18 protein-coding genes are annotated in these 23820 nt (G+C 74.4%); 11 read left to right on the plus strand and 7 right to left on the minus strand.

Features of this window, described 5'->3' with window-relative positions:
- The first annotated feature begins 143 nt into the window (after positions 1-143).
- Together ABEA15_RS06400 and ABEA15_RS06405 are read left to right on the plus strand one after the other, a co-directional pair.
- Positions 144-1340 carry an aminotransferase class I/II-fold pyridoxal phosphate-dependent enzyme gene (locus ABEA15_RS06400; protein ID WP_345555845.1) on the plus strand — a complete coding sequence of 399 codons (1197 nt, stop codon included), beginning with the start codon at positions 144-146 and terminating at the stop codon, positions 1338-1340.
- Positions 1341-1451: 111 nt separating this feature from the next.
- On the plus strand, positions 1452-2564 hold the full coding sequence (locus tag ABEA15_RS06405) for an SGNH/GDSL hydrolase family protein (protein WP_345555846.1): 1113 nt from the start codon (positions 1452-1454) through the stop codon (positions 2562-2564).
- 102 nt (positions 2565-2666) lie between these two features.
- Here the strand turns inward: ABEA15_RS06405 and rocD are convergent, their stop codons facing one another.
- The gene (gene rocD, locus ABEA15_RS06410) at positions 2667-3941 is read right to left on the minus strand and encodes an ornithine--oxo-acid transaminase (protein WP_345555847.1); all 1275 of its coding nucleotides are present in this window, start codon (positions 3939-3941) and stop codon (positions 2667-2669) included.
- A 490-nt stretch (positions 3942-4431) separates the two neighbouring features.
- Here rocD and ABEA15_RS06415 point away from each other — a divergent pair, with 490 nt between their 5' ends.
- From ABEA15_RS06415 to ABEA15_RS06435, 5 genes are all read left to right on the plus strand, one after another.
- Complete coding sequence (locus tag ABEA15_RS06415) at positions 4432-6177, plus strand: AMP-binding protein (protein WP_345555848.1); 1746 nt, start codon at positions 4432-4434, stop codon at positions 6175-6177.
- Between the two features lie 110 nt (positions 6178-6287).
- Positions 6288-7361: a serine/threonine-protein kinase gene (locus tag ABEA15_RS06420; protein WP_345555849.1), complete on the plus strand. Its 1074-nt coding sequence runs from the start codon at positions 6288-6290 to the stop codon at positions 7359-7361.
- A gap of 238 nt (positions 7362-7599) precedes the next feature.
- Positions 7600-8562 carry a DUF368 domain-containing protein gene (locus ABEA15_RS06425; protein WP_345555850.1) on the plus strand — a complete coding sequence of 321 codons (963 nt, stop codon included), beginning with the start codon at positions 7600-7602 and terminating at the stop codon, positions 8560-8562.
- 219 nt (positions 8563-8781) lie between these two features.
- On the plus strand, positions 8782-9597 hold the full coding sequence (thiD, locus tag ABEA15_RS06430; protein ID WP_345555851.1) for a bifunctional hydroxymethylpyrimidine kinase/phosphomethylpyrimidine kinase: 816 nt from the start codon (positions 8782-8784) through the stop codon (positions 9595-9597).
- A gap of 181 nt (positions 9598-9778) precedes the next feature.
- On the plus strand, positions 9779-10126 hold the full coding sequence (locus ABEA15_RS06435) for a DUF1330 domain-containing protein (RefSeq protein ID WP_344143284.1): 348 nt from the start codon (positions 9779-9781) through the stop codon (positions 10124-10126).
- A gap of 198 nt (positions 10127-10324) precedes the next feature.
- Here the strand turns inward: ABEA15_RS06435 and ABEA15_RS06440 are convergent, their stop codons facing one another.
- Both ABEA15_RS06440 and ABEA15_RS06445 read right to left on the minus strand, forming a co-directional pair.
- Complete coding sequence (locus ABEA15_RS06440) at positions 10325-11746, minus strand: alanine/glycine:cation symporter family protein (RefSeq protein ID WP_345555852.1); 1422 nt, start codon at positions 11744-11746, stop codon at positions 10325-10327.
- 242 nt (positions 11747-11988) lie between these two features.
- A complete protein-coding gene (locus tag ABEA15_RS06445) occupies positions 11989-12240 on the minus strand; it encodes a DUF6457 domain-containing protein (protein ID WP_344143286.1) in 252 nt (83 codons plus the stop codon).
- A 248-nt stretch (positions 12241-12488) separates the two neighbouring features.
- Here ABEA15_RS06445 and ABEA15_RS06450 point away from each other — a divergent pair, with 248 nt between their 5' ends.
- Complete coding sequence (locus ABEA15_RS06450) at positions 12489-13682, plus strand: glycosyltransferase family 4 protein (protein WP_345555853.1); 1194 nt, start codon at positions 12489-12491, stop codon at positions 13680-13682.
- Between the two features lie 155 nt (positions 13683-13837).
- On the opposite strand, the gene ABEA15_RS06455 is transcribed toward ABEA15_RS06450, so the two are convergent.
- Positions 13838-15133 (minus strand): pyridoxal phosphate-dependent aminotransferase, encoded by a 1296-nt coding sequence (locus tag ABEA15_RS06455; protein WP_344143289.1) that lies wholly within the window; start codon positions 15131-15133, stop codon positions 13838-13840.
- Between the two features lie 141 nt (positions 15134-15274).
- On the opposite strand from ABEA15_RS06455, the gene ABEA15_RS06460 reads away from it, so the two are divergent.
- The gene (locus ABEA15_RS06460) at positions 15275-16219 is read left to right on the plus strand and encodes a LysR family transcriptional regulator (RefSeq protein WP_344143290.1); all 945 of its coding nucleotides are present in this window, start codon (positions 15275-15277) and stop codon (positions 16217-16219) included.
- A 96-nt stretch (positions 16220-16315) separates the two neighbouring features.
- Here the strand turns inward: ABEA15_RS06460 and ABEA15_RS06465 are convergent, their stop codons facing one another.
- The 3 genes from ABEA15_RS06465 to ABEA15_RS06475 all read right to left on the minus strand — a co-directional run bounded on the left by ABEA15_RS06465 (position 16316) and on the right by ABEA15_RS06475 (position 19135).
- Positions 16316-16642, minus strand: coding sequence for a hypothetical protein (locus ABEA15_RS06465; protein ID WP_344143292.1), 327 nt, complete (start codon positions 16640-16642; stop codon positions 16316-16318).
- Positions 16643-16874: 232 nt separating this feature from the next.
- Positions 16875-18116, minus strand: a complete 1242-nt coding sequence (locus ABEA15_RS06470; protein ID WP_486387880.1) for a glycosyltransferase — start codon at positions 18114-18116, stop codon at positions 16875-16877.
- Positions 18117-18181: 65 nt separating this feature from the next.
- The gene (locus tag ABEA15_RS06475; protein WP_344143293.1) at positions 18182-19135 is read right to left on the minus strand and encodes a DMT family transporter; all 954 of its coding nucleotides are present in this window, start codon (positions 19133-19135) and stop codon (positions 18182-18184) included.
- Between the two features lie 1050 nt (positions 19136-20185).
- Here ABEA15_RS06475 and ABEA15_RS06480 point away from each other — a divergent pair.
- Together ABEA15_RS06480 and ABEA15_RS06485 are read left to right on the plus strand one after the other, a co-directional pair.
- The gene (locus ABEA15_RS06480) at positions 20186-22042 is read left to right on the plus strand and encodes an asparagine synthase-related protein (RefSeq protein ID WP_345555855.1); all 1857 of its coding nucleotides are present in this window, start codon (positions 20186-20188) and stop codon (positions 22040-22042) included.
- 130 nt (positions 22043-22172) lie between these two features.
- The gene (locus tag ABEA15_RS06485; protein WP_345555856.1) at positions 22173-23768 is read left to right on the plus strand and encodes a beta-N-acetylhexosaminidase; all 1596 of its coding nucleotides are present in this window, start codon (positions 22173-22175) and stop codon (positions 23766-23768) included.
- Positions 23769-23820: the final 52 nt, after the last annotated feature.

Raw genomic sequence — 23820 nt, forward strand, 5'->3', positions numbered from 1 at the left:
GCCGGGCCCGTGCAGGGAGGGGCGCGCCCCGGCGGGGCCGCTTCGCGCGACCCGGCCACCGCGCCAACGGCGTCGCGGCGGGGCCCGGCGCCGCGGAGCGACCCCCCGGGGCGGGCGACCTGGAGACCGACGACGAGGACGGCATGGGCGAGCACGATCCCTTCGACCGGCTGGCCGCGGCCGCGGCCGAGCGCGCCGCGGCGGGGCTGACCCGGCGGCTGCGCCCGCGCAGCCCCGACACGGTCCCCGGCGCGGTGGACCTGGCCGGCAACGACTACCTCGGCTTCGCGCGCCACCCCGCCGTGACCGGCGCCGCGGCCGCCGCGGCGCGGCGCTGGGGCGCGGGCGCCACCGGCTCGCGCCTGGTCACCGGCGACACGCTGCTGCACCGCGAACTGGAGGAGGAGCTGGCGGACTTCTACGGGGCCGAGGCGGCCCTGGTGTTCTCCTCGGGCTACACCGCGAACCTGGGCCTGGTCACGGCGGTGGCCGGCGGATCGGCGGCGCTGGTGTGCGACCGCGGCAACCACGCCTCCCTCATCGACGCCGCGCGCCTGGCCAAGGCGGCGGGCGCGCAGATCCTGCTGTTCGACCACGGCGACACCGGCGCCGCGCGGGCGGCGCTGGCCGGCTGCGCGCGGGAGCACCGGACGCTGCTCAGCGACACGGTGTTCTCCGTGGACGGTGACCTGACCGACGTCGCCGGCCTGGCGCGCGCCTGCGCCGCGGACGGCGCCGCGCTGCTTCTCGACGACGCGCACGGCCTCGGGGTGGTCGGCGAGGGCGGAACGGGGGCGCTGAGCGCCGCCGGACTGCGCGGGGCGCCGGGAGTCGCGGCGGCGGTGACGCTGTCCAAGGCACTGGGCGCCCAGGGCGGCGCGGTGCTGGGGCCGCGCACCCTGGTCCGGCACCTCGTCGAGACCGCGCGCACCTTCGTCTTCGACACCGGTCCCTCCGCGCCCGCCGCCTGGTCCGCGCCGGCGGCGCTGCGGCTGCTGCGGGCCGACCCCGCGCGCCCGCGCCGGCTGCGCGGAACGGCGCGGCGGCTGTCGGCCGAGCTGCGCGCGGCCGGGTTGGCCGCGACGGTGCCGGACGCGGCCGTGGTATCGGTGCTCGCCGGGTCCCGCGAGGAGGCGGTCGCGTGGGCCGAGCGGTGCCGCGCGGCGGGCGTGGCGGTGGGCTGCTTCCGGCCTCCGTCGGTGCCCGACGGCCGGGCCCGGCTGCGGCTGACGGCGCGCGCCGACCTCACCGGCGCGCAGGTGGACCGCGCGCTGGAGGCGGTGGTGGCGTCCCGCCCCCGCGGTGCGCCCTCGACGGGACCGGTCGCCGGCTTCCGCTGAGGGCGCCGGCGGCGCGGGTAGCCTTCGTGCAGTGGACGCCGGTCCGCGGCGCCGGGCGCACAGGGCTCCGGCGGCGGGCGCAAGCGCCGGGAACGGGAGGCAGAAGGAGCGGTGCGCATCCCCGAGATCAGCCGTCGCGCACGGATCGTCGGCGCGACGGCCGCGGCCCTCGTGCTGGTGTGCGTCGCCGTGCTGGTGGTCCCGGTCACCCGCGAAGGCCTGCGGGCCGCCTGGTGCGACGCCACCGGCGAGGGCTGCACCCGGCTGGAGGACCCGCGGCGCGACCACGACGGGGCCTCGGGCTGGCGGCAGCGCCTCACGCCGCGGGAGGCCGCCTCGTGGGGCAACTACATCGCGCTGGGCGACTCCTACTCCTCGGGCGAGGGCGCGGGCGACTACGCGCCGGGCACGGCCGGCGAGGGCGGCTGCCGGCGCTCGGCCAACGCCTACCCCCGGCGCGTGGCCGACTCCTTCGACTTCGCGGGGGAGCTCGGGTTCTTCGCCTGCAGCCGCCAGCGGGGCGCGTCGATGCTGGAGTCGGTGGGCGAACGCGACTCCCAGATCGGGCGGGTGACCGCGCACACCTCGCTGGTCACCATCGGCATCGGCGGCAACGACCTCGGGTTCACCAGCGTGCTGCGGGGGTGCATGGTGCGTGTCCCGCTGATGGAGTCCACCGCCTGCCGCGACCAGGAGGAGGAGATCGAGAAGCGGATGCGCGTGTTCGACGACACCCTGGAGGACATCGTCGGCGAGATCCGCGAGCGGGCCCCCGACGCGCGCATCCTGGTCGTGGGCTATCCGCGGCTCTTCCCCACCGACCCCTCGGGCATGTACTACACCCTGGCCCCCGACGACCAGGAGTGGCTCAACGGCAAGCTCAAGGAGTTCAGCACCCGGGTGCGCGAGAAGGTCGCCGGGCTGGACTCGGAGATCGTGGAGGAGCGCCAGACCGGCAGCGTGGAGTACGTGCGCATGTTCAGCGCGCTCAAGGGCCACGAGGTGGGCGCCGACGAGCCCTGGCTCAACGGCGTCCTGCTGGGCGGGTTCGCCCAGGGCGTCCAGGTCGACCACGGCACCTTCCACCCCAACGCACGCGGGCACCGCGCCTTCACCAAGCGGATCCTGAGCCAGCTGGAGGAGGGACCGGACCGCGCGCTCTACGCGGCGCAGGCGACCCTGGACAGCGCCGAGCCGGAGGTCCTGGCGGGCGAGTTGGACTGAGCCCGCCCCGTCTGAGCGCGGCGCGGGGCTTCCCGCCGACCGCACGGTCGGCGGGAAGCCCCTAACGGGTGAGCGTGCGCGCCGCAGCGGGCGGCGGTCGGCTCAGGCGTCGGCCCCCAGCTCGGTCAGCACCGCCGAGATCTGGTCCAGGCCCCAGTCGAGGTCGTCCTCGGAGACCACCAGCGGGGGCGACAGCCGGATCGTGGAGCCGTGGGTGTCCTTGACCAGCACCCCCCGTTCGGCCAGCAGCTCGCACATCCGCCGGCCGGTGGCCAGCTCGGGTGCCACGTCGATGCCCGCCCACAGGCCGATGCACCGGGTGGAGACGGCTCCCCGGCCCTCGAACTCCTTCAGCCGGGTGCGCAGCAGCTCGCCCAGCCGCCGCGCGTTGTCCAGGTAGGGGCCGTCGCGCAGCATACGCACCACGGTGCTGCCCAGGGCGCAGGCCATGGGGTTGCCGCCGAAGGTGCTGCCGTGCTGGCCGGGTTTGACGACCCCCAGCACGTCCTCGTCGGCGACCATCGCCGAGACCGGCAGGATGCCGCCGCCCAGCGCCTTGCCGAAGAGGTAGGCGTCGGGAACGACTCCCGTGTGCTCGCAGGCCCGCACGGTGCCGGTGCGCCCCAGGCCCGACTGGACCTCGTCGGCGATCAGCAGCACGCGGTTGCGGTCGCACAGCTCGCGCAGCCGGGGCAGGTAGTCGGGCGGCGGCACGATCACGCCGGCCTCGCCCTGCACGGGCTCGACCAGGATCGCCGCGGTGGTGGAGTCGACCGCCTCGGCGGCCGCGTCGGCGTCGCCGTAGGGGACGGTGCGGAACCCGGGGGTGTAGGGCCCGTAGCCGCCGTAGGCGTCGGGGTCGTCGGAGAAGGAGACGATGGTGGTGGTGCGGCCGTGGAAGTTGCCGCCGGCGACGACGATGGTGGCCTGGTCCGGGGGGACCCCCTTGACGTCGTAGGCCCAGCGGCGGGAGACCTTGACGGCGGTCTCCACCGCTTCGGCGCCGGAGTTCATCGGCAGCACCCGGCCCTTGCCGGCGAGGCCGGCCAGCGCGGTGACGAAGGGCGCGAACCGGTCGTGGTAGAAGGCGCGGCTGGTCAGCGTGACGCGTTCCAGCTGCTGTCGGGCGGCGGCGACGAGCTCGGGGTTGCGGTGCCCGAAGTTCACGGCCGAGTAGCCGGCCAGGCAGTCGAGGTAGCGGCGCCCCTCGACGTCGGTCACCCATGCGCCGTCGCCTTCCGCGACGACGACGGGCAGGGGGGCGTAGTTGTGTGCGGAATGGGTCTCGGCCAGCCTGATGTGTTCGGCGGTCGAGTAGGCGGTTCCGGCGGGGTCGCCACCGGTCTCCTGCGGTCCCAGAGCGCGGGTCTCGCTCATCCAGGTTCCTCCGATCACCCTTGATCGATTGCCGCTCAGTGGATACCCGTTCGCTGTCGGGGCGAAGCGCCCGATCCGGTACGCCTGAGCCGCCGGTGGCCGCTGGTGCGCGTCCGGCGCCGCAGCGCGGCGGGAGGGGGCGGCACCCTCGCGGAGCGCGTCCCGGGCGTGTTCGACGGGTCGCTGTCGTCCTGGGCGGCGCCGCAGCGCCGGTCCCGCCGCGTTCTCGTCAGTCGGCAGGGGCCCCTGGCTTCTTCCGCGGCCGTGCGAGAGCGGCACCGGCCCCCATCCGCAGCGCCCCGCGCCCAGCGCAGCGCGCCGGAGAAACGGCCCTTCGTGCCCGGCGCGCGGGACGCACCCGGGTGCGCCGCCCGCTGCTGACGGACCCGTAAGAATCGCCTTAGCGCACCCCCGGCCTGCTGTGATTCGCCCCATAGAGGCATCATCGGTCGCTCCGGCATTTCTCGGGTAGACCGCCGCTGGGGGACCCATGAAGGAGACGGCCAAGCGCATCGCACGGGCCCGCCGCACCGCGACCGCTCAGGGCGGGCGCGGCCGGGCCGACGCCCGCCGCGACGGCGACCGGCGCCTCACGCTCGCCGGGCTGCTGCGCGCGGTCGCCGCGGCCGTGCCGGAGCGCACGGCGCTCACCGACGGCTCGCGGAGCCGCACCTACGCCCGGCTCGACGAGCACGCCGACCGGCTGGCGGCGCATCTCGCCGCATCGGGCACCGCGCCGGGGTCGCACGTGGCGATCCTGGGCGGCAACAGCATCGAGTGGCTGGAGGCGTTCTTCGGCGTGCTCCGCGCGGGCGCGGTCCCGGTCAACCTCAACCAGCGCTACATCCGCACCGAGCTCGAGCAGGTGATGGCCGACTCCGGCGCAACGGCCCTGATCGCCGAACGGGCGCACGCCGCCCGGCTGCTGGAGGGCGGCTCGCGACTGCCCGCGCTGCGCCACACCGTCCTCGTCGACGACGGCGGCCCGCCCTGCTTCCGGGAGGAGCGGGGTGTCGGGGCGCCCGGCGCCGCCGACTACGCCGACGCGCTCGCCGCCGCCCCGTCCGCGTCCGTGGCCGTCGCCGACCGCGACGCCGTCGACGACGCCCGCTACCTCCTCTACACGGGAGGCACCACCGGCCGGCCCAAGGGCGTGCTGTGGAGCCAGGCCGACCTGTTCCGCGCCGCCCTGGAGCGGCGCGGGCGCGGCCATCCGCGCGCCTCGGGCCCCGAGGAGGTCGCCCAGCGCGCCCGGGACCGCTCTCCCGCGCGGCTGCTGGTGCTGGGGCCGCTGATGCACGCCGCCGGGCAGTGGAACGCGCTCTCCGCACTATTCGCCGGCGGCACCGTCGTGCTCTCCTCAGATGCGGGCTTCGACGCCGACCGGGTCGTGCGGCTGGCCGAAGCCGAGCGGGTGCACACCGTGCAGGTCGTCGGCGACGCGATGGCCCGCCCGCTGGCCCGCCGCCTGGCCGGGGAGCCCGAGCGCTGCCCGGAACTGGCCGTTCTCACCTCCGGCGGCACTCCGCTCACTCCCGCCGTCCGGCGGATGTGGCGCGCGTGGCGCCCGGCGATCGTGATCAACGACAGCTATGGCGGCTCCGAGACCGGGGTCTGCGGTGCGGCCGGCGGCGTCGACGAGGCGCCCTTCACGGTGGGCGCGAGTGTGGCGGTGCTCGACGAGCGGCTGCGGCCGCTTCCCCCGGGGTCGGACCGCATCGGGCGCATCGCCCGCACCGGGCGCATTCCCCTGGGCTACTACGGCGACCCCGAGGCGACGGCGCGCACCTTCCCCGTCGACCCCGACGGCCGCCGCTGGGTGCTCTCCGGCGACTTCGGCACCGTCGCCGCGGACGGCGGCGTCACCCTCCTGGGCCGGGGCTCGGCCGTCATCAACACCGGCGGCGAGAAGGTGTTCGCCGAGGAGGTGGAGTCCGTGGTCAAGGCGCACCCCGGGGTGGCCGACGCGATCGTGGTGGGAGCGCCGGACGACGTTCTGGGCCGCCGGGTCGCCGCGATCGTGGCCCCGGTTGCGCAGGGCGCCCTCGACGCGCACGGACTGCGCCGGCACTGCCGCCGGCACCTCGCCGGGTTCAAGGTCCCCCGCAGCGTGCACCTCGTCGACCGCGTGCGCCGCACGGCCGTCGGCAAGCAGGACTACCGCTGGGCGGCCGGCCTGGTGGGTACCGACTCCCCCTCCCCGCTCGGGGCGCCGCGGCCGGACGGGGGCCGCTGACCGCGGTGCGGCGGCGCGCACACGCCCCGCATCGCGCTTCGCGAACCGTGTCCAACCGGTGACGGCCGGGCCGTCCACAGCGGCGCCGCCTACCGCTATGGTCTGTGGACATGGCCCCCCGCATTCTCGCCGACCGCTATCGGCTGATCGAGCCGATCGGCCACGGCGGCATGGGCACCGTCTGGCGCGCCGCGGACGGGCTCCTGCACCGCGAGGTGGCGATCAAGGAGATGCGGGCCTCCCCCGAACTGGCCCCGGAGAAGCGGGAGGAGCTGCTGGCCAGGACCATGCGCGAGGCCCGGATCTGCGCCGGGCTGAGCACCCATCCGGGCATCGTCACCATCCACGACGTCATTCAGGAGGACGAGCGCCCCTGGATCGTGATGGAACTGGTCTCCGGGCGCGGGTTGGACCGGGTGGTGGCCGAGGAGGGCCCGCTCCCGCCGCGCCGCACGGCCGAGATCGGCCGCCAGCTCTTCGCGGCGCTCGACACGGCGCACCGGCACGGTGTGGTCCACCGCGACGTCAAGCCCGCCAACGTCATGCTGCTGCCCGACGGGCGCGCGATGCTGTCCGACTTCGGCATCGCCGTCTCCGACTCCGAGGACAAGCTCACGCTGACCGGCCGGCTGCCCGGATCGCCCGGCTACGTCGCGCCCGAGCGCCTGCGCCACGGCGTCAAGTCGCCGGCCGCCGACGTGTGGTCGCTGGGCGCGACCCTCTACTTCGCGGTGGAAGGGCGCTCGGCCTTCGAGCGCGCGACCAACGCCTCCCGGCTGACCGCGCCGCTGGAGGACCCGCCCGACCCTCCGCAGCGCGCGGGGGCCCTGAGACCCGTGCTCAACGGCATGCTGCAGCCCGACCCCGACCACCGGCTGGGCGACGGCGACCTGGACTCGGCGCTGGAGCGCGTGGTCAACGGCTCGGGCACCGAGGACCTCACCCCCACCCAGCTCGACGTCTCGGGCGCGCTCGCCGAGGTCGGCACGAATCCGGGCCCCGCCCGGCGGCCGTCCGGCGCCGCGATGCCGGCGGCGATGGCCCAGCCGGGCCTGAGTTCGGCCGCCGGTCCGGGGCGGCTCGGCTGGACGCGGCTGGTGGTGTCCGTGGTCATCGGCGTCGTCACCCTGATCCTCGCCCCCCTGCTGGTGGAGTTCCTGGCCAGCATGCTGATCGGGAAGTAGCTCCGCCCGCTGCGACCGGTGACGCGCGAAACGCGCTCCGCCGCCTTCGGCACCCACCCCGCCCCGGTCACCCGCTCCCCGGGCCGGGTCCCCGGACGGTCCCGCGGCCGCCGAGCGCCGCCGGCGCCGCCGGCGGACCCTAGACTCGAAGCACTCTCCAACACCGGCCCCGGCCGCGCCGTTCGCGGTCGGGCGCCCCCTCGAACCAACCGCTATCCGACCAGACGAAACCGGAGTCATGGCCAAGACAGTCGGTACGCACATAGTCAACGGTGTCCGCGGCGCACTGATCGGCACGGCCGAAGTGGTACCCGGGGTCAGCGGCGGCACCATCGCCCTGATCGTCGGGATCTACGAAACCCTCATCACCTCGGCCGGACACGCCGTCAGCGGCGTGCGCACGGCCGCCGTGGACCTGGTCAAAGGGCGCGGGCTGCAGCGCGCCCGCGGCGAGTTCGCCAAGGCCGACTGGGGCGCCGTGATCGCGGTGCTGATCGGCATGGTCTGCGCCGCAGCGGTGGCGGCGACGTTCCTGGCCCCGCTGGTCGAGCGGGAGCAGCAGCGCTCCTACGCGTTCTTCTTCGGCCTGGTGCTGGCCTCGCTGTGGGTGCCCTACCGGGGTTCGGGCCGCAGCTGGAAGGCCGGGCACTACCTGCTGGCGCTGGCGGCGGCCGCCGGCGCGTTCGTGCTGACCGGGCTCCCGGCGGCCCACGTGGACCCCAACCCGCTGGTCGTCATGGCGGCCGCCGCGGTGGCGATCTGCGCGCTGGTGCTCCCCGGGGTCTCGGGATCGTTCATCCTGCTGACCATCGGCCTCTACACCTCGACCATGGGCGCCGTCCACGACCGCGACCTCGGCTACCTCGGCACGTTCCTGATCGGCGCGATCATCGGGCTGGCGTTCTTCGTCAAGCTGCTGCAGCTGCTCCTGGACCGCTACCACCACCTGACGCTGGTGGTGCTGACCGGTCTGATGGCCGGCTCGCTGCGCGCGCTGTGGCCCTGGCAGGACCAGGACCGCACGCTGCTGGCGCCCGAGGGCGACGTCTGGGTGACGGCCGCGCTCATGGCGGCCGGGTTCGCCGTCGTCGCGGCCGTGATGCTCGCCGAGCGCGCCGTACACGCCCGCCGGGGCCCCGACGGCCCTCCCGGCGAGCAGGGCCCGGCGGTGCACGCTGGCGGACCCGCCGAGCGGCGCTGAGGGCCCGCGGCCTGCGCCGGACCGCGGGCGCCGTGATCCGTTCGGAGCCTTTTCGCCGTGAACGCGGAATGTGCGGGCGCGCGCCGGCGGGTACTACTCGGGTGAGGGCGTGCCGTCCGGCGTGCCCTCGGCCGCCGTCCGCCGGCCCGCGCTGCGCGCGGACCCGCTGCGGTGCGTCGACTCGGCCCGCGACCGGCCCGGAGCAGCGAAGGAACGCATGTGAGGACCTGCAACATCCTGTCCATCGCCGGCAGCGACCCCAGCGGCGGGGCCGGCATCCAGGCGGATCTGAAGACGTTCTCGGCCCTCGGCGGCTACGGCATGAGCGTCGTCACCGCGCTCACCGCCCAGTCGACCGTGGGCGTGACCGCGGTGCAGGAGGTTCCTGCGGAGTTCGTCACCCGCCAGCTCGACACGCTGCTGACCGACGCGCAGGTGGACGCCGTCAAGATCGGCATGCTGGGCAGCGCCGGGGTGATCGGGGCGGTGGTGAAGGCCCTGGACACCTACGCTCCGCCGAACGTGGTGGTGGACCCGGTAATGGTGGCCAAGAGCGGCGACCGGCTGCTCGCCCCCGAGGCGATCGCGGCGGTGCGCGCCGACCTGCTGCCGCGCGCCGACCTGGTCACCCCCAACCTGCCGGAGGCGGCCGAGCTGCTCGGCGAGAACGAGCGCCGCGACCTGTCCTCCATGCGGGAGCAGGCCGAGCGGCTGCTGGAGCTGGGCGCCAAGCGGGTGCTGCTCAAGGGCGGCCACCTCAGCGGGCAGAGCAGCACCGACCTCCTGGTCACGCCCGACGGCCTGACCGAGACGTTCTCGGCCGAGCGCATTCCCACCCGCAACACGCACGGGACGGGCTGCACGCTGTCCTCGGCGATCGCGGCGCTGCGCCCGCAGCGGCGCAGCTACTCCGAGGCGGTGCGCGACGCCAAGGACTACCTCACCGAGGCGCTGCGCCACGCCGACGAGCTGGACGCCGGCCGCGGCAAGGGACCGGTGCACCACTTCCACCGCTGGTGGGGCTCGGAGGCCTGACTCCGGCGTCGCGCCCCGTCCCGCGGGCGGTCGGCGGCGGGCGCACAGCGTGCCCGTCGCGCCGGCGGGGAGGACGTGGTCCGGGCGGCGCTTCGGAGCCTTACCTCCCGGGTAATCGACGCCGCACCTCCCCCCTGCCACGATCGCCGGTGTACGGTGCCCGACCGACCGGAGGAACCCCATGCCCGCCTACGCCATCGCCCGCCTGCACGAGGCCGCCCCGCACCCGGAGATCGCCGAGTACATCGAGCGCATCACCGCCACGTTCGAGCCCCACGGCGGGCGCTTCCTCGTGCACGCCGCTCAGCACGAGGTGAAGGAGGGCGCCTGGCCCGGAAGTGTGGTGGTGATCGGCTTCCCCGGGATCGCCGAGGCGCGGGCCTGGTGGGACTCCCCCGCCTACCGGGAGATCGCACCGCTGCGCTCACGGCACATCGAGGGCGACATCATCCTGGTCGAAGGCGTCGCCGAAGGCTACGACCCGGCCTCGACCGCGAAGGCGATGCGGGAGGCTCTGCCAGCGGAATAGCCCGACCTCGGGCCGGGCGGGGAGCCGCATCCGCCGACTCCCGCGCGCGGGCCTCCGGGCGCCGCCGGGCCGCCGGAACGCATCCGGCGGCGAAAGAAGGTTCAGCCACGCGAAGGGGGCGCCCGCCGCTCGCGGCGGGCGCCCCCTTCGGCCGCGGTGCAGGGGGGCGGAGCACCGGCCCCGCCCCGCCGCACCCGGTCAGGCGTCGTAGACCTTGGGCATCGGCGCCTCGGGGTCCTTCCAGTTCGGGTTGTCGAAGTAGCGCTTGGTCTCGGCGACCACCACGCCCGACAGCAGCAGCAGCCCGACGAGGTTGGGGATGGCCATGAGGCCGTTGGCGATGTCGCTGAAGCCCCAGATGATGTCCAGCGGGACCGTCGCGCCGACGAAGACCACCGCGACGAACACGAGCCGGAACGGCAGCACGCCCTTGCGCCCGACGAGGAAGTCGATGCAGCGCTCGCCGTAGTAGGACCAGCCCACGATGGTAGTGAAGGCGAAGACCATCACGGCGATGGCGACGCTGTAGCTGCCCACCGGCGCCAGGGCCGGCGACAGCGTTGACAGGCCGTCCGACATCGCCTGGGAGGTCAGCAGCGAGCCGTCCTCGGCGTCCTGGGCCTTCCATGCGCCGGTGACGATGATGACCATGCAGGTCATGGTCACCACGATGATGGTGTCGATGAAGGTCTGGGTCATCGAGACCATGCCCTGGCGCACGGGCTGGTCGGTCTTGGCGGACGCGGCCGCGATACCGCCGGTGCCCAGGCCGGACTCGTTGGAGAAGATGCCGCGCGCCACGCCCTGCTGGATGGCGAACAGCAGCGCCGAGCCGAGCAGGCCGCCGGTCGCCGAGGCGCCGGTGAAGGCCTCGGTGAAGACCAGGGCGAGCGCGGACGGAAGCTCGCCGATGTGCACGATCAGCACCAGCAGCGTGATGCCGACGTAGAGCACGATCATGACCGGCACCACCGCGGCGGCGAAGCGGCCGATGCTCTTGATGCCGCCGATGATGACGGCGCCGGCGAGGATCACCAGCACGAGGCCCGTGACCCAGTCGGGCACGTTCCACACGCTGTTCAGCTGCTGGGCGACGGTGTTGGCCTGGGTGCCGTTGCCGATGCCGAAGGAGGCGACGGCGCCGAACACGGCGAACGCCCCGCCCAGCACCAGGCCCAGCCCGCCGGGCAGGCCGCGGCGCAGGTAGAACATCGGACCGCCGCTCTGCTCGCCGTGGGCGTCCTGGCGGCGGTACTTCACACCCAGCAGGGCCTCGCTGTACTTGGTGGCCATGCCGACAAGGCCGACCACCCACATCCAGAACAGCGCTCCCGGACCGCCGGCGCCGATGGCGAGCGCGGCGCCGGCGATGTTGCCCACGCCCACAGTGGCCGCCAGCGCCGTGCTCAGCGCCTGGTAGTGGGAGATGTCACCCTCGACCTCGTGGCGCTCCTTGCGGCGGAACAGCGCCAGCCACAGGGCGTGGAAGAGCACGCGGAACTGCAGCAGCCGCAGCCGCACCGTCAGGAAGACACCGGTGAACAGCAGGAGGGGGATGAGGACGAACGGCCCCCACACCACCCCGGAGATCAGGTCCAGGTAGTCCTGGAGTACGGACATTGGGGATTCTCCCTATCGATCGGATCCGGGGACACTGCCTACCGGCGTTCGGCGCCGTGTGCGGCGCGAGCGATCGGCAGCGGTGCGCGGCGCTGTCGTGCGGACGCGGTCCTGCGCAAGGACAGAGTCACACCGTCTCGTAACACCCGAATCACGGTTCATCCACACACGTGTTGCGCCTGTGCCCCGAGGTCGGAGTGCGGCGTGAGCGCCCTGATGCAAAAGAGGTGGCCTGACGCTTCTCAGCTTTCGTCGGCGGCCCCTGCGGCGTGCTCGCGGGCGAGCGCGGCGACGGCGGCGGCCGCGTCGGCGGGGTCGGCGCCGCGGCCCACCGCGATGCCCAGCAGGTAAGTGGTCAGCGGCGCAGCCGGGCGGGCCACCGAGTGCGCGGCGTCCTTGGCGAGGTCGAGGATCCGATCGACGTCGGACTTGCCGATCTCGTCGGGGAGCTCGAGCTCGGCGCAGACCTGTTGCGCCCATTCGACCAGCGTCATGGCGGCTCCTCTGCCGAAGGGGTTCGGGGCGACAGTGGCCGATCATACGGGTGCGCGAGGGTGAGCGCAGGTCCGCAGGCCCGGCCGCGCCCGCGGCGGTTCGGCCGGCCTCGGGTGCGGCGGCGCCGGGCTGTGTCGCATTCCCGGCGGCGGCGCGTCGACGGGGCGTTCGCCTGCTGTCCGTGCGGGTTCACACGGCGTGTCTAGCGTGCTCCGCAGGAGCAGTCCCGCGATGACGGGAGAGCCGTATGCGCCCGCTGTCCACATCCCCCGATCCCTCCTCACCCTCCTCCGATCCCGCCCGCCCGCTGAACGTGGCGATCGTGAGCGAGTCGTTCCTACCGCAGGTCAACGGCGTCACGAACTCCGTGTGCCGCGTGGCGGACCACCTGCGCGCCCGCGGCCACCGGGCCCTGATCCTGGCCCCCGGGCCGGGCCCGTCCACGTATGCGGACTTTCCGGTGGTGCGCATGCCCAGCGTGCCGCTTCCCGGGTACCGCTCGTTCGCGCTCGGGCTGCCGTTGCGCCGGCTGCTGTCGGCCGCACTGCGCGCCTTCGGGCCCGATGTCGTGCACCTGGCCTCGCCCGTGCTGCTGGGCGGCGCCGCGGTCGAGGCCGCCCGCCCCATGGCGCTGCCCACGGTGGCGGTCTACCAGACCGACCTGCCCGGATTCGCGGCCCGGCACGGCGTACCGGGAGCGGAGGCCATCTGGCCGATGCTGCGCCAGATCCACGCCGCGGTCGACCGCACGCTGGTGCCGTCCTCGGCCGCGCGCCAGGCGCTGGCCGAGCACGGCTTCCCCCGGTTGAGCCTGTGGCGGCGCGGCGTCGACACCGCGCGCTTCCACCCGCGCCACCGCGACGACGCGCTGCGCAGGAGGCTCGCCCCCGGCGGGGAGGTCCTGGTCGGCTATGTCGGCCGACTGTCCAAGGACAAGCGCGTGGACCTGCTGGCGCAGGTGGCGCGGCTGCGCGGCGCCCGGCTGGTGGTGGTCGGCGACGGCCCCGACCGGGCCCGGCTGCGCCGCCGCATCCCTTCGGCGGTGTTCACCGGCCAGCGCACGGGCGAGGACCTCTCCCGCCTGTACGCGAGCCTGGACGTGTTCGTGCACACCGGGGCCGACGAGACCTTCTGCCAGGCGGTGCAGGAGGCGCTGGCCTCGGGCGTACCGGTGGTGGCGCCCGCCTCGGGCGGCCCCCTGGACCTCGTCGAGCCCGAGCGCAACGGCCTGCTCTACGACCCGGCCTCGGTGCGCCGGCTGCGGCTGGCGGTGGGGCGGCTGGTCCACAACGGCGCGTTGCGGCGGCGCATGGCCGCGGCCGCGCGCCCCTCCGTGGAGGCCCGGACGTGGGACGTCGTGGGGGACCAACTGCTCGACCACTACCGCTCGGTGATCACGCCGGGGGCCGCTGCGCCGCCCCGCGTTCCGCTGCGCGGCTGAACCGGGGTTACAGTGTCCCGCGGCGGGGTGCGGACCCGGCCCTTCCGCAACGACCGGCGTCCGCTCCCCGCTCACCGCCCGGTCGCGGCGGCCCTGGGCCGGTCCGCGCGCCCGGGGCCGCCGCGCCGCCGCTCGGTCGGCGCGCGCGGGCGTGCTCAGCGGAGCGGGGCGCGGGGGACCTCGTCGGCGGCCTCGCCCGGCCCCACCTCCTGCAGGACCTCGCTGAGCCGGTCGAGGTGGTCGGCGATCCACGGAAGCGCGACGGGGTCGTCGGCTTCGAGCGCGGTGGTGCGCTGGTCCTCGGTCTCGCCGTAGAGCAGGCTGGTGGCCACGCGCATCCGCAGCGCCTGCGGGCTGTCGCCGAACTCCGAGCCGGGCAGCACGCCCACGCCGTAGTCCTCCAGCAGCAGCGCGGTCAGCTCGGAGCCGGTGGTGACGCCGTGCTTGCGCGCCAGGTGGCCGCGCCAGGCCTCCAGGTCGGGGTAGGAGTAGAAGGCCGCCTGCGGGGCGGCGGCCATGGCGCCCGCCTCGGCGAAGCGGTCGGCGGTCTCGCGGGCGACGGCGCCGTGCAGCCGCGCGCTGCGGCGGATCCGGTCGGTGAGCTCGGGGGGTTCGGTGAAGGCGTAGGCGGCGGCCTCCTGGATGGGTGCGGCCGGGCTGGACCAGATCTCGCTCGCGACCCCGAGCAGTCCGGCGCGCAGCCGGCGGCCCTGCGCGCTGTCCGGCAGCCTGACGACGCCCAGCCGCCAGCCGCCCAGCGCCAGGTTCTTGCTGAGACCGGTCGAGACCACGGTGCGCTCGGGTGCGTACTCGGCGGGGCTGTGCACCTCGGCCGCGTCGTCGTAGACCAGGTCGCGGTAGATCTCGTCGGAGATGACGACCAGATCCAGCTCGCGGGCGGTCTCGGCGAGGCGGCGGACCGTCGCGGCAGAGGCGAGGGTTCCGGTGGGGTTGTCGGGGGCGGTGACGATGACGGAGCGGACGTCGCGGCCGCGGGCGCGGGCCTGCCGTACCGCCGCTGCCAGCAGGTCGGGCTGGGGGACCCCGCCCTGCGCGGGTGCGGTGGGGATCTGCAGGCACCGGTAGCCGGCCAGCTGGGCCTGGGCGGCGTAGCTGACCCAGCTCGGTGCGGCCGCGGCGGTGTCTCCGCCGATGGTCAGCAGCAGGCTGTAGAGCAGCGGCTTGCTGCCGGGGCCGGCCACCACCAGGTCGGGGTCGGTGGCCAGGCCGCGGCGCTGCCAGTAGCCGGCGGCGGCGTCGCGCAGCTCGGCGGCGCCGGCGACCGGTCCGTAGGCGTTCTTGCCACCTCCCGCGGCCAGGGCCTCGCGCATGGCGGGGTGGACGGGCAGGCCCGCTTCGCCGAAGCCGAGCGGCACGACGGGCAGCCCTTGGCGCCGTCTCTCGGCCAGTGCCTCGTTCACGGCGAGGGTGGCGGACACGGTGACAGACATGAAGAGATCAACTCCGCATACGTCCGGTGACGAAAGTGCAGTTGGTGACGCGTTTGCTCGCATCACTCCCTGCTTTAACCCTGCCCACTTCCCCCCATCAGCACAAGCGAATCTTTTCGATGCTAAGAGTAAGCTGACCTTATGCTCGACTTGCGGAGGTTGCAGGTACTCAAGGAGTTCGCGGAGCGGGGCACGATCGCGGGCACGGCCGAGGCGCTGGGCTACACGGCGTCGGCGGTCTCCCAGCAGCTGTCTGCGCTGGAGCGCGAGGCGGGCACCCAGCTGCTGGACCGCACCGCGCGCAGCGCCGAACTGACCGACGGCGGCCGGCTGCTGGCCGTGCACGCCGAGCAGATCCTGGCCATGGTCGAGGCGGCCGAGTCGGTGCTGGCCCAGCAGAGCGGTGTCGCGCTGGGGCCTGTCACCGTCACCGCCTTCCCCACCGCGGCGGTCGCCCTGGCACCGCTGCTGGCGCAGAGCCTGCGTCGCCACGAGGGGCTGCAGCTGGTGCTGCGGCAGAGTGTGGGCGCGGCCGGGGTGCGCCAGGTGTCCTCGGCGGAGATGGACATCGCCGTGATCGACGACTGGTCGGAGCGGCCGCCCGATACGGGGACGGGCAAGCTGCGGCACCTGCACCTGCTGCACGACCCGCTGGTGCTGGCGGTGCCGTCCGACCATCCGCTCGCCGACACCCGCCGCCCCGTCGAGCTGCACCGCCTGCTGGAGGAGCCCTGGATCGCGGCGCCCCGCGGCGAGCCCTCGCGGACGGGCACCGACCGGCTCTTCGCCACCGTGGGCGGGGCGCCCGACACCGCCTGGGAGTTCCAGGGCCAAGGCACCATCCTGAACCTGGTGGCGCGGGGGATCGGCATCGCGGCGGTGCCCGCCCTGGCACTGGCCGGGGGCACGTCGGGACTGGTCTTCCGGGTGCTGCCGCAGGCCCCGGCGCGCGACGTCTACGCGGTGGTGCGCGCCAGCAGCATGCGCCGGCCCGCGATCGACGTCACGCTGCGGGCCCTGCGCCTGGCGGCCGCCGAGGTCCAGCAGACGCTGGACGAGGCGCTGCGCAGCGCCGAGCGCACGTGATCCGTTCCAGCGAAACGACAGATCCGCTTGAGGACCCGAGGTCAGTCAGTCGCTGGGTCAGACCCCGCCGGGAGACGCTCAAGTACATCCTCACTGTCAGTCGCCGATAAGGCCGTCGAATACGCGGGTCCGGCGGTGCAGGCGGTGCAGGCGCCGGCGCAGCCGCCGGGAGAGGTGGCGCGCGCGGTCGCGCTGCTCGCGGGTCACCCAGAAGCGCTCGAAGGCGTCGATGCGCTGCCGGCGCAGCGCCTCCAGCTCGGCCTCGGCGTCCTCGACCTTGCGCTGCAGGTCGGCATGGGCCCGCTCCAGGCCGACGAGCGCCGCATCGCACTCGTCGGCCTCACGTTGGACCCGCCGCAGACGGACGGCGACACCGTGGATGTCCGCCGCCCCTCGCAGCCGGCCAGTCCCAACGAACCACACATCACAAGGTCTATCCGGCACCCGACCCGGTATCACCAGTATGTGACGCAAAGAATGCGGAAAGTCACCGACAATGCCAATGCGGCTAGTTGGTGCTCATGAAGGCGGATTGAGCGGATTGCCCAAAACGCCGGGAAGCAGAGCTTTGTCCGACCCCGCCGACCCGCCGCCGGTCGTCCGGCCTCGGCACCGGGGCCGCGGAAGCACTGCTGCGGCCGCCCGCCGCCCGCGGTCAGGCGGCGATGACCGGGCGGCGCGCACGGGGAGCGCTCAGCGCCGTACGCGACCGGCGCAGGCCCGCGAAGTGGCGCGGGCGGACCTCGCCGTAGATCTCGACGAACCGGTCCAGAGACCTCCGGTGGTCGTGCCGGCGGGCGATCTCGCGGCTGGCCGCCCCCATCTCGGCGCGCGCCCTCTCGGGCTCCAGCACCTCCAGCAGCCGCTCGCCCAGGGCCTCGACGTCGCCCGGCGCGTACAGGTAGCCGTTGCTCCCGGGCGTGACCAGGTGCGGCAGGGCCAGCGCGTCGGCGGCCACGACCGGCAGGCCGGTCGACATGGCCTCCAGCGTCGCGATGCTCTGCAGCTCGGCGACGCTGCCGATCGCGAACATGTCGGCGGCGACGTAGAACTTGGGCAGGTCGGCGTCGGGCACGAAGCCCAGGAAGTGCACGCGGTCCGCCACGCCCCGATCGGCCGCGAGCCGCCGCAGATCCTGCTCGCGCTGGCCGGTCCCGGCCAGGGCGAGCTGCGCGTCGCGGCGCTCCAGCACCCGCGGCAGCGCCCGGATCAGCTCGTCGATGCGCTTCTCCTCGTCGAGCCGGCCGACGAAGGCGATGGTGTCGCGCTCGGGCAGCCCGAACCGCTCGCGCGCGGCGGTGCGCTCGGCCGGGCGCGGGTGGAAGCGGTCCAGGTCGATGCCGCAGGAGACGGCCTCGACGGTCCGGGTGAAGCCCTTGTCCCGCAGCAGCCCGGCCGCGCGCTCGGTGGGCGTGGTCACGTGGTCGGCGGCATAGGCCACCCGCACCATGTCGCGCCAGGCGAAGGCGCCCACCATGCTGTGCAGCCGCTCGGGGATGTGGGCGTGTGCGAACAGGTTGTCCGGCATGAAGTGGTTGGTCAGCACGACCGGGGTGCCGGACAGCCGCGCCCGGTGGATGGCCGCGCGGCTGGCGGTGAAGTGGCTCTGCGCATGCACCACGTGCGGCCGCAGCCGCTCGATCAGCCGGGTGAGGTGTCCGCCGATTCCCGCCGGCAGGGTGGTGCGCATCGTGTCGTGCACCATCACCGACACCGACCGCAGGTAGTGCATGGTCACCCCGGAGTCCGCGCTGATACCGGGCTCGCCGGTGGGCGAGGCGCAGACGACGTGCACGTCGTGCCCGCGGGCGGCCAGGCCGGTGGCCAGGCGGCGGGTGAAGTAGGCCGCGCCGTTGACGTCCGGGGGGTAGGTGTCGGCCGCGATCAGAACCCGCAGGCGCTCGTGCCCGCCGGCCTCGTCGCCGGCTCCGGTACGGGGCAGGTATCGCTGGCTCAAGGGGGTCATCGGGACTCTCCTGAGGTCGTGGTCGTGGATGCTCGGGCACCCGGCGATGCGTTGCCGGGCTTGGTGGCGGTCGGCTCGTCGCGGTCGGCGACCGCTCGGAGCGCCTCGGGATTGCGGTTGCGCGCCAGGGCCAGCACGACGGTGCCGCCGAGGGCCAGCAGCGCCGCGCCGACGGCCAGCACCTGGTTGAGCGGGGTCGTCGGGAGGCCCTCTCCCAGCAGCAGCGCGCCGATCCCCGCTCCGACGACGGGGTCGACCACCAGAAGCGTGGCGTAGGCGGCGGCGAAGTGCCCGGTGCGGTAGGCGTTCTGCTGGAACAGCCCGCCCAGGACGGCCGCGGCCAGGCACATCGGCGTCAGCCAGGTGAACACCGCGGTCCAGTCGGCGGCGGCGTTGGCCGCCACCACGCGGGCGAGGGCCGAGGTGGTGCCCAGGGCCGCACCGCCGACGGTCGCCAGCAGCAGCACCCGGGGGCCGGGCCGCACCCAGTGGGCCGCCGCGAACACGGCGCAGCCCAGCGCGAGGATGGCGCCGGTCAGCCCGAGTCCGGTGCCGATGGACAGCTGCGGTACCTCGGCACTGTGCGGGAACAGCAGCAGGAGTCCGCTCAGCCCCGCCATCACGGCGGTTCCGGCGGCGATCTGCCCGGCCCGGACCCGGGTGCGGTTGAACAGCGCCGACAGCACGATGGCGAACAGCAGCCCGGTGACGCCGATGGGCTGGATGATCGTCAGCGGTGCGCCGCTGAGCGCCACAAGGTGCAGCGCGACGCCCGCTCCCGCGCCCGCGGTGCCGATCACCCAGCGGGGGCGGCGGGCGAGGTGCACGAGGAAGCCGACCCGCGCGACGCTGTGCCCGGGCGCCCGCACCGCGTCGCGCTCCTGCAGAGCCGAGCCGAGCGCCATGCAGAAAGCGCCCGCCAGGGCGATGAGCACTGACCAGACGATCACGCTCGCTGCGCCTCCCCCGCTATCGGCGGTCGTTGCGGCGCCGACTCGGCGCCCTCCTGCCTACCAACCAGCCAAGTACAAAGCCTGCGGCGAATCGAGGAAGTCACCACCCAAATCCGGGTAGTGCCACCCCTACCGCGCCGGGTAGGCCCTGCCCGCGGCTGCGCACCTCCCTGGATACCCCTTCGGTCTGTCCGCGCCCCCGCGGGGCGGGGAATCGAGGGAAACATCAGGTCAAGAGTCCGTGACTGCGGACGCTCGCGATGAACCCGCTACCCGCATCGACTCCTATCAAGCCCGGTGGGGGAAGGTCCGGGCGGGCGGCGGCGCCCTGCGGCGCCGGGCCCCGGACCGGCGCCGCCCCCGGTGCCCCCGCCCGGGCCAGCGCGGACCGAGTGGAACGGGGACTCACTCGCCGGTGACCGGATGCGGAAGCGTGTTAGGCGGGCACGCCGGCTGAACGGCGGTGCCGATGCCGGCCGCCGCGGCCTCAGCGCTCGCACCGAGTCCTCCGCGGGTGAGGACGCCGACCGCGATCGTGCCGAACAGGAACCTGCACCTGGGAACTCCCCCGGCCGCCTTTCGTGATCTTCATTCGTACATTCCCGGTCATCGCCGCCATACGGTCCTGCGGCCGGTACGCCCGGTGCCCGCCGACCGCAAGCGGCGAATCCGCCGTGCGGGGAAAACGCGGCCCCGGCGTACCGGGCTGTTTTTCTACCACACCCGTCCGAAGTGGACGATTCCCCGAGGTGACGCCGCCGTTCGAGCGCCGCACCCGCGGATCGGATTTCCCCGTGACCTGCGGAGAGAATGGTCGGACAACGGGATGTCCATTGTCCCCGGCGGCAATACCCCGCTATTCCTTCTGCCGCCTGTATGGCATGTCGCCCTCGCCGGCGGTGAACGAGGACCGACAATTCGATGAAGGACTCCGCCCCCGTGCACTCGCCGGGAAGGCGAAACGTCTTCTTCATGAAGTGCCGGATGCGCGACCGCGCTCCGGCACCCGGTCTCCACTGCCGGAAGACGGTCACGAGGAGAGTTCGCATGCGCTTCTACCTGGCACTCGCATCCGCCGCGCCCGACGGCGCGGCCCCCATCCCCGAGCACGTCGTGGCGGCGGCACGCGCACTGGCGCAGCGCGTGCTGCCCGTCCCCCCGCAGACCCTGCGGCACACCGCCTGGCAGGCTCCGCGGCACAACATCGCGCTGCTCGCCTGGACCAACGAGCCCGAACACGAGTGGCTGCCCGAACCGCTCGCCGCCACCCGCGACGAGAGCGGCGAGGGCGTCCTCGGCTACAGCGGCTATCTGGCCGACCCCGCGAGCCTCAGGGCGCTGCTCGACCTCGGCGGCGACGCGGACCCCGGACCGCTCGTCGACCGGACGGGCGGGGCCTTCGGCGTCTTCCGCGCCACACCCGCGGGCGTGGACGCCGTCACCACCATCACCCGAAACGACCCGGTGTACTACACCGAACGGTCCCGGCTGCACGTGGTGGGCAACCGCGCGGCACTGGTCCACCTGGTCGCCCGCGCCGCCGAGGACGGGCCGGACGCCCGCCTGCCGCCCACGCCGGAGTACGACATCCCGCCGATGCAGGCGCTGGTGCGGCACGGCTTCTACCTGACCGACCACACGCCGTTCCGCGGCACCACCACCCTGACCGAATGCGCGACGCTGCGCATCCGCGACGGGGTCGCGCGCACCGCCGCCCGCGACCTGCCGACCCCCGAGCCCGCCCCGCGCGGCCGACGTGCGCGCCGCGAGCGGGTGCGGGCGCTGGCCGACGCGCTCCTGGAGTCGGTCGAGCCGGTCCGCCGGCACGACGAGGCGATATCCCTGTCGCTCACCGGAGGCCGCGACAGCCGGCTGGTGGCGGCCGTCCTGCACGCGGCCAAAATCCCCTTCCGGGCGACGACGCGCGGCTTCGACGACCACCCCGACGTCGTCCTGGCCCGGCGCATCTGCGAGCGGCTGGGCGTGGCCGACCACCGGGTGCAGGCGCCGGAGCTCGACGGAGACGACGCGGTGCTGGCCGAGCATCCCCTGCCGCGCACCGCGCGGCTGGTGCGGATGACCGAGGGGATGAACTCGGCCTTCGAGAACGTCATCGCGCCCGGCGAGTTCCTGGTGGAGGCCCGCCTGTCCGGTTCGGGCGGCGAGGCGCTGCGGGGCGGCTGGCTCAACGACCAGCAGAGCCTCGACCGCGAAGGGCTGCTGAAGAAGTTCAACACCATCACCCGCGCCCAGACGCCGCTGATGACCCCGCAGGCCAAGGCCGAGGGCGACCGGCTCTACACCGCCTACACCGAGGAGTTCGACGAGCTGACCGTGGGGCTGGACCGGATGTTCCTGCGCTTCCGCAGCGGCCGCTGGCTGCCCGGCTCGCGCACGGCCACGCTCATCGGCTACTGCATGTACCACCCGTTCCTGGACCACCGGGTCCGCTGGGAGGCGATGCGGCTCTCGCCGGACTGGCGCTGGTCAGAGGAGGTCGTCTTCCAGTTGCTGACGCATCTGGCCCCCGACCTCGCGCGGCTGCCGGTGGCAGACCGCCCCTGGCGCTTCGACCAGCGGCGGATGCTCAACCCGCTGCGGCGGCGGGCGCGCCGGCGGCGCCACGCGCTCAAGGCCCGCACGACGGCCGGCGGCTTCGACTGGCGGCGCAAGCTCAGCGCCGACTACGTCGCGCCCATGCGGGAGCGCATCCTGGACACCCCCGAGCTGTTCGAGCTGGTGGACAAGGGCCGCATCGAGGAGCTGCTGCACCAGGACCCGGTCTCACGGCCCCAGCAGGTCTGGCACCTGTACTCCATGGCCGTGCTCCTCTCCGACGAGTGGCTCTCGCCCGCCCCGCCCGCCGACGAGCACGCCGAGCGCATCCGCATCCCCATCCGGTGACACCCCGCCCCGAGCGGCCGGGAGGCGGCCGGATCCGGCCGCCCCGGCCCCGGGCTGCGCGCGAGCGGGCCCGCGCGTGCCGCCGGGAGTCCGGTCGTGGCACCATGGGGCGACTATTGGTCTAGACCGGATGGGAGCGCCTTCCGTGCCCGCTGATTCGCTGGTGCCGCGGCCCGCCGAAATTTCGACCGGCGCCTATGACGGCCTCGTGCTCACCCCGTCGACGAGGATCGACGCCGACCATGCGGCCCGCGGCGCCGAGCTGTGGCTGCGCACGGAGCTGGGGGCGGCCACCGGCCTGCCGCTGCCGCGCGGCGACGGGCAGAGCGCGCAGATCCGGCTGAGCGTGGACCGGGGGGCCGGTCTGGGCAGCGAGGGCTACCGGCTGATCGTCGACGGCGAGGGCGCGCTGGTCGTCGGCCACGACCCGGCGGGCGTCTTCTACGGCGCCCAGACCCTGCGCCAGCTGCTGCCGCCGGCCGCCTACCGCCGCGCTCCGCTGGAGCCCGACGGCCGGTGGACGCTGCCGAGCGTGCGCATCACCGACCGGCCGCGCTTCGGCTGGCGCGGGTGCATGCTCGACGTGGGGCGGCACTTCATGCCCAAGCACGACGTGCTGCGCTTCGTCGACCTGCTGGCGCTGCACAAGCTCAACGTCCTCCACCTGCACCTGACCGAGGACCAGGGCTGGCGCCTGGAGATCAAGCGGTACCCGCGCCTTACCGAGGTCGGCGCCTGGCGCACGGAGAGCCAGGTCGGCGCCGGGAGCCCGGCGGCGTTCGACGGGCGTCCCCACGGCGGCTTCTACACCCAGGACGACATCCGCGAGATCGTCGCCTACGCCGCGGCGCGGCACATCACCGTGGTGCCCGAGATCGACGTCCCCGGCCACTCGCAGGCCGCCATCGCCGCCTACCCCGAGCTCGGCGAGGGCGAGCCGGTGGGCGTGGCGCGGCACTGGGGGATCATCGACAACGTCCTCAACGTCACCGACACCACGCTGGAGTTCTACCGCAACGTCTTCGACGAGGTCCTGGACCTGTTCCCCAGCACCTACATCTGCGTGGGCGGCGACGAGTGCCCCAAGGAGCAGTGGCGCCGCAGCCCGACCGCGCAGCGGCGCATCCGCGAGGAGGGGCTCGCCGACGAGGAGGAGCTGCAGAGCTGGTTCGTCCGGCACTTCGACGGCTACCTCGCCGAACGGGGGCGCCGGCTCCTGGGCTGGGACGAGATTTTGGAGGGCGGCCTGGCGCCGGGCGCGACGGTGATGTCCTGGCGCGGCACCGAGGGCGGTGTCGCCGCCGCTCGCGCGGGACACGACGTGGTGATGTGCCCGACCGACACCTCCTACCTGGACTACCGCCAGTCCGGCGACGACGGCGAGCCCGTCCCCGTCGGCACCGTGCTGACCACCGAGGACGTCTACGCGGCCGAGCCGGTGCCCGCCGAGCTGTCGGAGCAGGAGGCCCGACGGGTGCTGGGCGCCCAGGTCAACGTCTGGACCGAGCACATGGACACCCCCCGCGCGGTCGACTACATGGTCTTCCCCCGCCTCGCGGCCTTCGCCGAGGCGGTGTGGTCGCCGGGCCGCCGCGAGTACGGCGGGTTCCTGCCCCGCCTGGAGGAGCACCTGCGGCGGCTGGACGCACTGGGCGTGGAGTACCGGCCGCTGTCGGGCCCCCTCCCCTGGCAGAGCCGCCCGGGAGTGCCCGGCCGCCCGCGCTGAATCCCGCGGAAGCGCCCCCGGCACAGGCGTCCGCGCGTCCGCTCGACCGGCG

The organism is Streptomonospora halophila, from assembly GCF_039542725.1.
Classification (GTDB): Bacteria; Actinomycetota; Actinomycetes; order Streptosporangiales; family Streptosporangiaceae; genus Streptomonospora; species Streptomonospora halophila.